Source organism: Frateuria hangzhouensis, assembly GCF_026410505.1.
In the GTDB taxonomy this organism is placed as follows: domain Bacteria; phylum Pseudomonadota; class Gammaproteobacteria; order Xanthomonadales; family Rhodanobacteraceae; genus Frateuria_A; species Frateuria_A hangzhouensis.
On record NZ_JAPMIU010000002.1, the window covers coordinates 222,961 to 234,935 of the forward strand.

General features: G+C 69.7%; 9 protein-coding genes. 2 read left to right on the plus strand and 7 right to left on the minus strand.

The features are described from left to right. Positions 1-306 (minus strand): carboxymuconolactone decarboxylase family protein, encoded by a 306-nt coding sequence (locus tag OSC30_RS02845; RefSeq protein WP_267170314.1) that lies wholly within the window; start codon positions 304-306, stop codon positions 1-3. 116 nt (positions 307-422) lie between these two features. Further along, entirely contained in the window at positions 423-1,199 is a 777-nt protein-coding gene (locus OSC30_RS02850) for a glutaminyl-peptide cyclotransferase (RefSeq protein ID WP_267170315.1), read from the minus strand. A gap of 99 nt (positions 1,200-1,298) precedes the next feature. On the opposite strand from OSC30_RS02850, the gene OSC30_RS02855 reads away from it, so the two are divergent. Further along, entirely contained in the window at positions 1,299-3,107 is a 1,809-nt protein-coding gene (locus tag OSC30_RS02855) for a monovalent cation:proton antiporter-2 (CPA2) family protein (RefSeq protein WP_267170316.1), read from the plus strand. Positions 3,108-3,164: 57 nt separating this feature from the next. On the opposite strand, the gene OSC30_RS02860 is transcribed toward OSC30_RS02855, so the two are convergent. Then, a complete protein-coding gene (locus OSC30_RS02860) occupies positions 3,165-6,605 on the minus strand; it encodes an ankyrin repeat domain-containing protein (RefSeq protein WP_267170317.1) in 3,441 nt (1,146 codons plus the stop codon). Positions 6,606-6,681: 76 nt separating this feature from the next. Beyond that, positions 6,682-6,969, minus strand: a complete 288-nt coding sequence (locus tag OSC30_RS02865; RefSeq protein ID WP_267170318.1) for a YcgL domain-containing protein — start codon at positions 6,967-6,969, stop codon at positions 6,682-6,684. Between the two features lie 197 nt (positions 6,970-7,166). Here OSC30_RS02865 and OSC30_RS02870 point away from each other — a divergent pair, with 197 nt between their 5' ends. After that, positions 7,167-8,663 (plus strand): OmpP1/FadL family transporter, encoded by a 1,497-nt coding sequence (locus OSC30_RS02870; protein WP_323374188.1) that lies wholly within the window; start codon positions 7,167-7,169, stop codon positions 8,661-8,663. Between the two features lie 220 nt (positions 8,664-8,883). Here OSC30_RS02870 and OSC30_RS02875 read toward each other — a convergent pair whose 3' ends face one another. The 3 genes from OSC30_RS02875 to OSC30_RS02885 all read right to left on the minus strand — a co-directional run bounded on the left by OSC30_RS02875 (position 8,884) and on the right by OSC30_RS02885 (position 11,970). Next, a complete protein-coding gene (locus tag OSC30_RS02875) occupies positions 8,884-9,219 on the minus strand; it encodes a hypothetical protein (protein ID WP_267170320.1) in 336 nt (111 codons plus the stop codon). A 78-nt stretch (positions 9,220-9,297) separates the two neighbouring features. Next, positions 9,298-10,707 carry a coniferyl aldehyde dehydrogenase gene (locus OSC30_RS02880; protein WP_267170321.1) on the minus strand — a complete coding sequence of 470 codons (1,410 nt, stop codon included), beginning with the start codon at positions 10,705-10,707 and terminating at the stop codon, positions 9,298-9,300. Between the two features lie 477 nt (positions 10,708-11,184). Next, positions 11,185-11,970 carry a TlpA family protein disulfide reductase gene (locus tag OSC30_RS02885; RefSeq protein ID WP_267170482.1) on the minus strand — a complete coding sequence of 262 codons (786 nt, stop codon included), beginning with the start codon at positions 11,968-11,970 and terminating at the stop codon, positions 11,185-11,187. Positions 11,971-11,975 lie beyond the last annotated feature (5 nt).

The following is an 11,975-nucleotide window of genomic DNA, read 5'->3' on the forward strand; positions in this document are numbered from 1 at the left end:
TCAGTCGGCGAACAGGTGGGTGGCGTGGGTGACGGCGCCGCCGGCGCGGATGGCGGCGGCGACCATGGCGGCCTCGGCCAGTTGCGCATCGGTGGCGCCGGCATCGCGCGCGGCCTTGTTGTGCAACTCGATGCAGTACGGGCACTGCGTGGTCAGTGCCACCGCCACCGCGATCAGCTGCTTGTGCTGGGCACTGAGCACGCCATCGGCGAACGCGGCCTTGTCGAAGGCCCAGAAGGCCTTCATGGTTTCGGGCGCATTCTCGCCCAGGGTCTTCAGTCGGCTCAGATTCTTCATGTCGAACATGGGATGTCCTCGCTTGGGGTTGAGGCGCACGCCTGGGTTGGCGGTCGGCAGGCCGTCCTTACGGACGCTGGCTGTTCGCCACTCGGCGCCCTCCGGTTACCTCACCCGGGATTTCTTCAACGCGGCGACGGCGGGCGCAGGCGGATCTCATACACCTGCGGCCAGCGTTTGCCGGTGACGAACAAGCGGTCGTGGGCGGCGTCGTAGGCAATGCCGTTGAGCACGTCATTGGCCGGGTCCGCCAGCGTGTCGGGCGGGGGAGCCAGGCCGGCCAGATCGATCCAGCCGAGTACCTGGCCGCTGCCCGGGTCGATGCGGGCGATGCGTTCGGTCAGCCAGACGTTGGCGTAAACCTCGCCGTTGACCCATTCGAGCTCGTTGATGCCGGCCAGCGGCCGTCCATCGGCGGTGACGTCGATGTGGCCGACCTGCTGCAAAGTGTCCGGATCGAGCAGGCGGATCGTGGGCGTCCCGTCGCTCATCAGCAGGTGCGTGCCGTCGGTCGTCAGGCTCCAGCCCTCGCCCGGGTAGGCGAACTTCGCGCGCGGCGTGAGCGTGGCCAGGTCGAACACGAAGCCTTCGTGGTTCTGCCAGGTGAGCTGGATCAGCCGGTCCTTCCACGCCACGATGCCTTCGCCGTAATCGGGCCAGGGCGTCGGCGTCTGCTGGAGCACCTTGCCGCTGCGCAGCTCGACCTTGCGCACCGAGGAGCTGCCCACGATGCCGGTCGCTTCGTAGAGATAACCGTCGAGGTAGAACAGGCCTTCGGTGTAGGCGGACGGATCGTGCGGATAGGCGTGCACGACGGTATAGCCGGCGACCGGCAGCGGGCCGGAAGCGGCGGCGAGGGTCGGCAGCAGCAGGCCGGCCAGGGCGGACGCGAGGCGTTTCATGCCGGCATGATCCCACGTTGCCCGCCGCGCGCACCGGGTCGGCGCTGCGCGGGATGCGGCATGGAATAATCGCCACTCCCCCCGCGTCCGAGAGCGTGCATGGAAAGTCACCACTACCTCGAAACCGCGCTGGTGTTCCTGCTGGCGACGGTGATCGCCGTGCCGCTGACCAAGCGCTTCCGGCTGGGCTCGGTGCTGGGCTACCTGCTGGCGGGCGTGGTGATCGGGCCGCAGGAGCTGGGGCTGGTCAGCGATACCGCCGGAGTGGCGACCATCTCCGAGTTCGGCGTGGTGCTGATGCTGTTCGTGATCGGCCTGGAACTGTCGCCGCAGCGGTTGTGGGTGATGCGCCGCGCGGTATTCGGCACCGGGTTTTTGCAGGTGCTGGCCTGCGGCGTGGTGATCGGCTCGATCGGCTTTGCCTGGTTCGGCCTGAGCGGCGCGGCCGCGGTGATCATCGGCGGCAGCCTGGCATTGTCGTCGACCGCGTTCGGGCTGCAGATCCTGGCCGAACGCAAGGAGGCCGGCTGGGCGTACGGGCGGCAGGCGTTCGCGATCCTGCTGTTCCAGGACCTGGCGGCGATTCCGTTGATCGCCGCGGTGCCGCTGCTGGCGGCCAGCGGCGGGCAGGGCCTGGACATGGCCGGCGTGCTGCGCACGGTCGGCGCGATCGTGGCGGTGGTGGTCGGCGGCCGGTATCTGTTGCGGCCGGTGTTCCGTTTCGTCGCCAGGGCCGACGCGGTGGAGGTATCCACCGCCACCGCGCTGCTGGTGGTGATGGGCACCGCCTGGCTGATGGAGCGGGTGGGCGTGTCCTCCACGCTGGGCGCCTTCCTGGCCGGTGTGCTGCTGGCCGATTCGGAATACCGGCACGAGCTGGAATCACACCTGGAGCCGTTCAAGGGCCTGCTGCTGGGGTTGTTCTTCATCAGCGTGGGCATGTCGATGGACCTGTCGCTGCTGTTGAGCGAACCGTGGCGCGTGCTGGCGCTGGTCGCCGGTCTGATGCTGGTCAAGGGCGCGCTGCTGTGGCCGCTTGGCCGGTTGATCGGCGGGCTCGATCGCGGCGAAGCGCTGCGGCTGGCGGTGCTGCTGGCCAGTGGCGGCGAGTTCGCCTTCGTGGTGCTCAACCTGGCCGCCGGAAAGCAGGTGCTCGACGGCGTGCTGCACAACCGGCTGGTGCTGGCGATCACCCTGTCGATGGGACTGACGCCGCTGCTGGTGGCGCTCACCGGGCGGCTGCTCGGCGAGCGGCCGAAGAAGACGGCGCGTGAGTACGACACGATCGACACCGACACGCCGAAGGTGATCATCGCCGGCTACGGTCGCATGGGGCAGATCGTGGCGCGTGTGTTGCGCGCGCAGGGCGTGCGCTTCGTGGCGCTGGATCATTCGGTCGAGCAGATCGACCTGGTGCAGCGTTTCGGTGGCTGGAACGACATCTTCTACGGCGATCCGGCGCGGCCGGAGCTGCTGCGCGCCGCGCAGGCGCACAAGGCCGAGGTGTTCGTGCTGGCCAGCGACGACCCCGAATCGAGCCTGCGCGTGGCGCGACTGGTGCGGCGGCAGTACCCGCACCTGAAAGTCATCGCCCGCGCGCGCAACCGCCAGCACGTGTGGCGCCTGATGGACCTGGGGATAGACGCGCCGGTGCGCGAGACGCTCTGCGCCAGCCTGGAGATGACCCGCATGACGCTGGAGGCGCTGGGCATGGGCAAGGAGGTGGCCACCGCGCGGGTCGAGCGCTTCCGCGAGCAGGATGCCGATCTGCTCAAGCGGCAATACCTGGTCTACGACGACGACGCGCGCATCGTGCAGACCACGCGCGAGGCATTGGCCGACCTGGAGCAGTTGTTCGAGGCGGATGCGGAGCGGGAACGACCGGAGTCTTCTTCGCCGCCCGCTTGAACGGATGAGCTCCCTCTTCTCCGGCAACGCCGGAGAGAGGGATTGCGCGGGACTGGATTACTCCGCCGGCTGCGCCGGTTGCCGCAGCATCTGCCGCACGCTCGGCACGGCGCTGCTGCGCGCGGCCAGTTCGTGGGCGATGTCGACCAGACCCAGGTGGCGCGCCACGTCGGCCGGGGTGCGGCCGAATGCGTCGGCGGCCTGGCGATCGGCGCCGCGGGCGAGCAATACGCGGGCCGCGGGCAGCAGCGCGTGCATGGCGCAGGCGTGCAGGGCGGTCACGCCACGCTGGTCCGCATGTTCCAGTTGCGCGCCGGCATCGAGCAGGACCGGCAGCAGCGCGGCCAGGTGGGTCGCGTCGCAGGCGGTGTCGGGCTTGAACTGGGCGCCAAGCAGCAACAGCAGTGGCGTCTTGCCTTCCTTGTCGGCGCGGTCGACGTCGGCGCCGTGCTTGAGCAGCGCGTCGAACAGGCGCCGCGCGCGCAGGCTGTCGTTGTGCTCGAAGCCGAACTGCGCGGCCGCGTGCAGCGCGTTGCGCCCGCGCATGTCGACCGCATGGATGTCCGCGCCGGCCGCCAGCAGGTGCTCGGCGATCTCCGGATAGCCCAGGGCCGCGGCAACCATCAGCGCGGTGGCCTCGCCGGGCAGCGGCTGGTCGACCGCCACGCCATGCTCGAGCAGCACGGCGACCAGAGCATCGCGGCGTGCGCCCACCGCCGCGGCGAGCGGAGTGACGCCGGTGTCGGCGGCCAGCGAGGCGTCGGCACCGGCCTTGAGCAGGCGCGCGGCGATCTCGCGATGGCCGGCGCCGCAGGCGTGCAGCAACGCGGTGGCGCCCTGGGCGTCGCGCGTGTCCACCGCGAAGCCCAGTTCGAGCAGGCGCTCGACCGCGGTCAGCGCGCCGGCGCGGCTGGCCGCGGGCAGGTCCGCGGCGGTCAGCGCGCGGCGCGGGCGGCTCCAGTCGCCCCAGTCCAGCCAGTGCTGGACCGCACCGTGTTCGAGCGCGAGACCGAGCGGCGTCTCGCCGTTGGCGTCGGCGGCCTCGGCATCGGCGCCGTGGGCGATCAACGCGCGCACCAGCTCCAGCGCGCCGTCACCGTGTTCGATCGCCGCGAACAGCGGGGTGCGGCCGGCACTGTCGCGCGGGTCCGGATTGCAGCCGCGCGCCAGCAGGGCGTCCAGCAGCGCGCCATGGCGATGGCTGGCGGCCAGGTGCAGGGGCGTGCGTTCGCGCGCGTCGACGCCAAATGGATCGGCACCGGCATCGAGCAATTTCAGCGGCAAGGCCGCGCCCTGCGCGCTCTCGCCCAGCGTCCCCAACGCCTGCGCCAGCAGGCCGGCACCGGCGGGCGAAGCGCCGGCCTTGAGCAGATCGTCGATCGCCTCGGTGGCTGCGGGCAACCGCGCCAGAAGGGCGTCGAACAGGCGCAGCCCAGAGGTGCCGGAACCTTCTTCTGTTTCGCCGGCCGCGGGCAGCCGTGCCTCGGCGGCCAGGCCGTGCTCGAGCAGCCAGCGCCGCGCCGGGCCCATGCCAGGGGCGCAAAGTTCCAGATAGCACCGCGCCAGCCGGGCTTGCGGCCAATGCCGCACGCGCTCGGCGAACGTGGCGACGACCGCCCACTGGCCGCGGCGTAGCGCCTCGAGCAGCCGTTCGGGTGTTTCGGCGCTTTCGTCGGTATCGCCGTCCAGGCTGGCGGGCAGCGGCGATGCCGGGTCGAGCAGGGCGACCAGATCCCAGCGGCCGGCGGCCGCGGCGTGGTCCAGCGCGCTGCGGCCGTCGCTGGCGGGCCGCATGGGTTCGGCGCCGAGCGCGAGCAGAGCGCGCGCGGTGCCGGCCTGCGCACGCGCAGACTGGCAGGCGAGGGTGAGCGCATCGCGGTCGTGGCTGTCGCGTGCGCGGGCGTCGGCGCGTGCCTCGGCCAGCGCCTGCACCAGCTCGTCGGCACCACTGCGGGCGGCTTCCATCAGGGCGGTGGTGCCATGGCGGTCGGCCAGGTTCGGGTCGGCGCCGGCGGCGAGCAGGGCGCGCGTGATCTGCAGGTGGCCTTCGGTGGCTGCGGTCATCAAGGCGCTGCGCTGGTGTGCGTCGGTCGCGTTGACGCTCGCGCGGTGCTTGAGCAGCAGCTTGACGCCGGCCGGGTCGTCGTCGGCGATGCCGGCAGCGGCAACCAGTGCTGGCTCGCCTTCGGCGAGAGCCGGCTTGGCGCCGTGCTCGAGCAGAAATTTCGCAAGCGGCCAATTGGCAGCGCGGCAGGCGGCTGCCAGTGGGCTGACGCCGGCCCGATTGAGCGCGTTCACCGGCGCGGCGGCATCCAGCAGCATCGCCGCGACGATCGGTTCCTCGCTCAGTGCGGCCCCGTGCAGGGGGGTGTTGCCTTCGCCGTCAGTGGCCAGCGGGCTGGCGCCGTTGGCCAGCAGGGTCATCACCGCTTCGGCGCGGCCGTGCCAACTGTCGCGGGTGGCGGCGAGCAGGGCGGTCAGGCCGCCGCTGGCGTGGTTGAGGTCGGCACCCTTGGCGATCAGCGCGCGCAGCAGCCGCATGTCCGGCAGCAGCGCGGCCAGGGTGAGCACCGGGCGCTGGTCGCGCTCGCCCGGCACGGGAGCGGCATCCGGGTCAGCGCCGGCATCCACCAGCGCCAGCGCACGTTCGATGTCGCCATCGCGCACCGCCGCCAGCAGCGCGGCACCCTGTGCGGGCGTGCCAGCGGTGTTCTCGTCCTCGGTCAGCGCGACCGGGCGCGGCGCCGGCGGCGCGGGAAAGTCGTCAGGTAGCGGCGCGTCCTCGGTGCGGCGGCGCGGCCGCGAGCGCTCGCACAGCAGCGCTCGCAGGGTGCGGTTGGCGATCACCAGGCAGCCCAGCGGCAGCACCGCCAGTCCGTAGACCACCAGCGCCGCGGTGCGCAGTTCCGAGGGCAGCACGTCGTACAGGCCGGTCAGTGCGATGGCGCCGAACGCCAGCACCAGCAGCGCAAAGGCGGCCGGCAGGAAGTGGCTGAAGAAGCGCTCTTCGCGCGCCAGGTGGCGTCCGAAGGCGAGGCTGCGCGCGGTGGCGGTGAAGATCCACGAGCCATCGCTTTGCGGGGGATAGGCATCGTCCCAGACGAACACCAGCCCGAACGCCGGCCACACGCGCCACAGCGCCACCAGTGCCACCACCAGGGCGGCGGCCAGCAGCAGCACTTCGCCCAGCGTCGGTTGCTGGCGCAGTTCCAGCATCGGCCAGGCGATGAGCAGGAACACCAGCGCCACGTAGCCGGTGAACATCACCAGGTGCGCCGCGCCCCGGCGCAGCACGGTGCGGCCGAAACGCGGCTCCGGATCGAAACCGATCGCGTGGCATACCGCCGCCATGGTCAGCGCGTTGGCCAGCAACAGCGGGATCAGCGCCAGCGGATGGGCGCCCAGCGCGGCGATCGCCACGGCAATCCATCCAGGCAGGAACCAGGCCGCCCCCTTGAGCAGGGGCGGCGGGCGGCGGCGCGATCGGGGCTCGTTCATGGCGCGAGTATAGGAAGCGTTGGCGCTGCAGACGGTAACGCCACGTTAACCAGGGCACCACGATTTTCGAGTCACTTCATTCGTCGCGATCGGCCGGTTCGCTGCGCTGCATCTGGTTGGCCACCGCAAGCGTCTCCTGCGGCGGCAGTTGCAGGTGCCATCCCTGGGTCTGCAGATGTTCCATCACCACGCGGTTGTCCTCGTGCGGCAGGCGGCGCTGCTCGTCGAGCTGCACCTCGAGCACGAAGCGCAGGTCGCCGAGCAGCATCGACAGCGACTCGGGAATCACGCCGAACTCGTCGCGCGCGGCGAGCCATACATAGGTGTCGGGCTTGCGCTGGCTGGCATAGACGAAGCAGTGCATGGGGAACTCCGACGGTGGGGACACGAGGGCGAGAGGCGAAGCGTAGCAGCGCGATCGCAAATGCTGCGGTCGCACTTGCAAGCCCTCCGGTGGCTGGGCAGAGTGACGCCCGGGAACGTCAAACGCGCGTATGAAATCGCCGCGACGCATCCCATCGACACCCCGAGCCGCGTCTTAAGATAAGCAGGAGCTTAGCGATGCCTATGTCTTTTCGTTCCCTTCCGGGCGCTGCCCGGCCCCTGGCGCTGGCTGCGCTCAGCCTTGCCGTCGCCGGCGGCCTGGCGCTGCCGCAGGACGCCAGTGCCAGTGCCTTCCAGTTGAAGGAAAACAGTGCCAAGGGCATGGGTCGCGCCTATGCCGGCTCGGCGACCGCCGGCGGCGACGCCTCGGTGGTGGTCAACAACCCGGCGGCGATGACCGACCTGGACGGCACCTATCTGCAGGCCGACGTCACCGCGATCAACTTCTCCGCCAAGTTCTCCGGCGAAGGCCACAACGTGCTCGGCCAGCCGACCGCCGGCGGTAACGGCGGCGACGCGGGCACCACGTTGCCGGTGCCGGCGCTGTTCTTCGCCACCCAGGTGTCCGATCGCGTGCACCTGGGCTTCGGCTTCTCGGTGCCGTTCGGTTTCCAGACCGAGTACGACAACAACTGGGTCGGCCGCTACCACGGCCTGAAGTCCAAGTTCCAGTCGCTCGACGCCACGCTGTCGGCGTCGTTCGACGTCACCGACAACTTCGCGCTGGGTGCCAGCGTGATCGCCCAGAAGACCTCGGCCGAGCTCACCTCGGCGATCAACTACAACGCCATCGGCCTGAGCGTCCAGCAGGGCATCCAGGCGCAGACCCAGGCCGGTGTGGCGCAGATCCAGGCGGCCGCCGCGGCCGGGCTGATCCCGCCGGACCAGGCCGCGGTCATGATCCAGCAGGCCGTGCAGCAGGGCCAGGCCGCCGCGGCCGGCGTTGCCGCCGCCACGCCGGCGGGCGTGGACGGCTTCGCGCGGATCAAGGGCGACGACACCGCCTACGGCTGGCAGGTGGGCGGCTACTGGAAGCTCACCCCGAACGACAAGCTGGCGCTGAACTACCGCTCCAAGATCGACCACACGCTGGAAGGCACCGGCAACTTCACCCGCACGCCGGGCTACAACCTGCTGCTGGCGAACCCGGCGCTGGCCGGCTCGATCCCGCCGTTCGAGCACACCACCGGCACGGCCGACTTCACCACCCCGGCCACCGCCACCGCCAGCTACTGGCACCAGGGCGAGAAGTTCGGCCTCGGCATCGACCTGGCCTGGACCAAGTGGGACGTGTTCAAGGAACTGCGCGTGACCTACGGCAACAGCCAGCCGGACAGCGTGGAGACCTACAACTGGCGCAACACCTGGTACGCGGCGATCGGCGGCGACTACTACATCAACGACAAGCTGACCCTGCGCGCCGGCATCTCGGTGGACACCACGCCCACCTACAACGCCACCCGCACGCCGCGCGTGCCCGATTCCACCCGCAAGTTCGCCGCGGTGGGCCTGGGCTACAAGGCCAGCGAGCACTTCGAGATCAACGCTTCGTACGCGCACATCTTCGTCAACGAGGCCCACGTCAACGCCACCAGCAGCACTGGTGACGTGCTGACGGGCAACTTCGAGGATTACGGCAACCTGCTGAGCCTGTCGGCGCAGTACAAGTTCTGATCGGCCGCACGTAAAGCCTCCCCGCGCGAGCGGGGAGGCTTTTTTTTGCGTTTTTTTCGAGCTGGCGGAAACAGGTGTTGACCGCCGACGCATCACCTCATGCGTTTGCAGGAGCCCACCTGTGGGCGATGCGCTTTGGGCAACTTGGAGCAAGAGCTATCGCCCACAAGTGAGCTCCTACAGGTCGCTGCGAGCGTCCCGCTTTGTCGGCGAGGCCGCCTCAATCGTCGCGCAGTGGCTTCTGGCCCTGGTCGGTGGCGATGTAATTGCCGTCGCCCTGCGGCTCGCGGATGGCCGAGGTCCGCTCGTCCTGTTCGCTCACGCCGCTCTGCCCGGCGGGCCGGGCGCGGTAGCCGGACTGGGCCTTGTCCGAGGAATGTTCGCGCGGCTGCCCGGCCGTGGAGGCCGGATGAGGTGCGGCGTGGTCGGGAGCATCGTCTTCCAGGCGCCCGCCCCTGGGCTCGCCACCGGTGCCGGCGACGCCGCTCTGCGGGCCGGCATTCACGCCGTCCGGGCCGGGCGTGCGCGTGCCTTCGGGAAGATTCGGATTAGCCATGGAGCGACTCCTGCAGATTGCCTGTCCACAGTGTCGCCATGGCGCTGTAGGCGACGCGTGCAAGGGAGCTCGAGAGGGTCAACCGTGCCTGAGCAACCATTCGAGCAGCCGCCGGAAGCGCGATCCATAAGGCGGGCGCAGCAGTCCCGCTCCATTCCAGCGGCTCTGCGTGAACACCGGCTTGAGATGCGAGAACGTGTCGAAGCCGGCCTTGCCGTGGTAGCCGCCCATGCCCGAGGCGCCGACGCCGCCGAACGGCAGGCCGTGCTGGGCGATGTGGTAGAGCGTATCGTTGACGGTGACGCCGCCGGCTTGCGTGCGTGCCAGCACCGCGTCGATCGTGGACCGGTCGCGCTCGAACAGGTACAGCGCCAGCGGGTGCGGGCGTGCGTTGACGTAGTCGACCGCCTGGTCGATGCAGTCGCAGGTCACCAGCGGCAGCAACGGACCGAAAATCTCCTCGCGCATGACCCGGGCGTCCTTCGGCACATTCCGCAGCAGCTGCGGCGGGAACAGTCGTCGCGCGGCGTCGGCCGGCGCATCATCCAGCAACTCGACGCGTGCGCCGAGCGCAACCGCCTCGTCGCGTAGCGCGGTCATGCGCTCGAAGTGCCGGTCGGAAATCAGGCTGGTGTACTGCCGGTTGTGCGCCAGGCCGGGATACAGCCGTGCCATCGTGGCGCGCGCGGCCTCGATGAACTCGTCCACCCGCGCGGGCGGCAACAGCACGTAGTCCGGCGCGATGCAGGTCTGCCCGGCGTTGACCAGCTTGCCGACCAGGATGCGCTCGACCGCCTGCGCCATGTCGGCACCCGGCCCGATGATCGCCGGCGACTTGCCACCAAGCTCCAGCGTCACCGGCGTCAGGTTGGCCGCCGCCGCGCGCATCACCTGATGGCCCACCGCGGTCGAGCCGGTGAACAGCAGATGGTCGAACGCCAGCGCGGTGAACGCGTGCGCCACCGTTGCGTCGCCGGTGATCACCACCACCTCGTCGTCGGCGAAGTACCGGCCCACCTGTTCGGCGAACAGCGCCGAGAAGCGTGGCGTGAACTCGCTCATCTTGAGCATCGCGCGGTTGCCCGCCGCGAGCGCGTCGACTAGTGGACCCACGGCTAGAAACAGCGGGTAGTTCCACGGCACCACGATGCCGACCACGCCGCGCGGCTGCGGCAGCAGGCGGTTCTTCCCCGGGAAAAAGGCCAGGCCCGTCGGGGCACGGCGCGGGCGCATCCAGCGCCGGCCGTGGCGCAGCGCGTGGCGGGTCGCCGAACGCGAGGGAAACAGTTCCAGCAGGCCGGTTTCCTCGACCGGACGCTGGCCGAAATCGGCGTCGATGGCCTCGGCAAACGCCATGCGCTGCTCGCGCAGCATGCGTGCCAGGCGCTGCAGCCGGTCGGCGCGCACGTTCCACGGCGGCACGGGGGCACGCGCCTGTGCGTCACGCAGGCGATGAAGGATGATGGTGAGCTCGGCGGTATCGGCCATGGCGCGCGCCTGGTGGGGCAGGGTCTCATGGTCGCATGGCCCGGCAAGTCACACGCGACTGGTCTCCTCGCTATCGTGGAGGGCTGGCGGTGCTTGCGCGGAGGACTATCCACAAGCGCCTGATGTCCGACCGGACCATTCACCAGCCCGGCAAGCAGCGGATCGCGGCGAGTTGAAACCCCTGCCCTTGGAACGGGAAGGGAGTAGATGGCGGCGGCTGGCCTTCCCCTTCGCGGGAGCGTTTGGGCGGGAATGGGTTTGCGCGCGGAGCTGGCTCACCGTCACCCTGGCTGCGGGTGCCTGGGTGATTCTCGCCCTTCGCCCCGGTCCTCTCCTGAAGGGACCTCGCATAACTCCCTTCGTGCGACGTTTTTTGTAGGGGCCCACCAGTGGGCTTCTACAATGGGCGTCGGAAGCTTTCGGGTTTTTCGAGGGTTTCCCGAAGGAGAGAAAGCACTCTTGCACTTTATCCTTGCCTCAGTGCGCGCGGTGCTGGTCGATCCAATGCCCGATGTCGTCGGCGGTGGGCGAGCCGTGCTTTGCCAGCGATGTGCTGATGACCGCGGCGGCCATGCGACCGTGGGGATCGACGAGGACCAGGGTCGGATAGGTGTCCACGCCGATCACGTCGATCCAGGCCTGTGCATCGATCAGGCTGTCCAGTTGCAGCTTTCGTTGCCCGGCGAAGGTCCTGGCCGTTTCCCCGGGTTCGTAGGTGACAGGAGGGACCTCGAGGTCATCACGCCGTTGCGCCAACGCGTTGAGCGCCGGCACTTCGGCGATGCACGGCAGGCAGTCGGCGAAATAAAAGCTGAGCAGGGTGTAGTGGCCGGACAGAGCTGCCTCGGTCAGATGCCGGGCCTGGGCCGTATCGAGCGCGAAGGAAGGCAGCGTCTGGCCTGGATGGATCTTGAGCGTTGGCTGCGAGGCGCTGGCAGGCTTGCTGACCGAACCGAGTCGCAAGGTCGCTGTGTGGGCGTCCACGTCCTTGTCGATGCTGAAGGAAAGCTTGTCGTCCTTGGCCTTCTGCATGAACTCCCGGTAGCCGATCGTCGATCCATCGGTGTCCAGGAAGCTGAGCTTGGTGTCGGCTGGCAAGGCCAGGGCGCTGACCAGCTCCGGCGGCGCACTGGCTGTCTGGGCATGCGCCGTGCCGAATGCGTGATGGCGAAGAGACAGGCGAGGATGATCGACCGCGTCATGGTGGTCCTTCCCTCGAAGACTGCACCCGACTTTAGCCCATGACCCGGCGAATGGCGGCATGGCCG

What these genes read in the sequence shown, in the direction of transcription:
- OSC30_RS02845 (WP_267170314.1), bottom strand. Translation starts at nt 306, where the DNA reads ATGTTCGACATGAAGAATCTGAGCCGACTGAAGACCCTGGGCGAGAAT.
- OSC30_RS02850 (WP_267170315.1), bottom strand. Translation starts at nt 1,199, where the DNA reads ATGAAACGCCTCGCGTCCGCCCTGGCCGGCCTGCTGCTGCCGACCCTC.
- OSC30_RS02855 (WP_267170316.1), top strand. Translation starts at nt 1,299, where the DNA reads ATGGAAAGTCACCACTACCTCGAAACCGCGCTGGTGTTCCTGCTGGCG.
- OSC30_RS02860 (WP_267170317.1), bottom strand. Translation starts at nt 6,605, where the DNA reads ATGAACGAGCCCCGATCGCGCCGCCGCCCGCCGCCCCTGCTCAAGGGG.
- OSC30_RS02865 (WP_267170318.1), bottom strand. Translation starts at nt 6,969, where the DNA reads ATGCACTGCTTCGTCTATGCCAGCCAGCGCAAGCCCGACACCTATGTA.
- OSC30_RS02870 (WP_323374188.1), top strand. Translation starts at nt 7,167, where the DNA reads ATGCCTATGTCTTTTCGTTCCCTTCCGGGCGCTGCCCGGCCCCTGGCG.
- OSC30_RS02875 (WP_267170320.1), bottom strand. Translation starts at nt 9,219, where the DNA reads ATGGCTAATCCGAATCTTCCCGAAGGCACGCGCACGCCCGGCCCGGAC.
- OSC30_RS02880 (WP_267170321.1), bottom strand. Translation starts at nt 10,707, where the DNA reads ATGGCCGATACCGCCGAGCTCACCATCATCCTTCATCGCCTGCGTGAC.
- OSC30_RS02885 (WP_267170482.1), bottom strand. Translation starts at nt 11,970, where the DNA reads ATGCCGCCATTCGCCGGGTCATGGGCTAAAGTCGGGTGCAGTCTTCGA.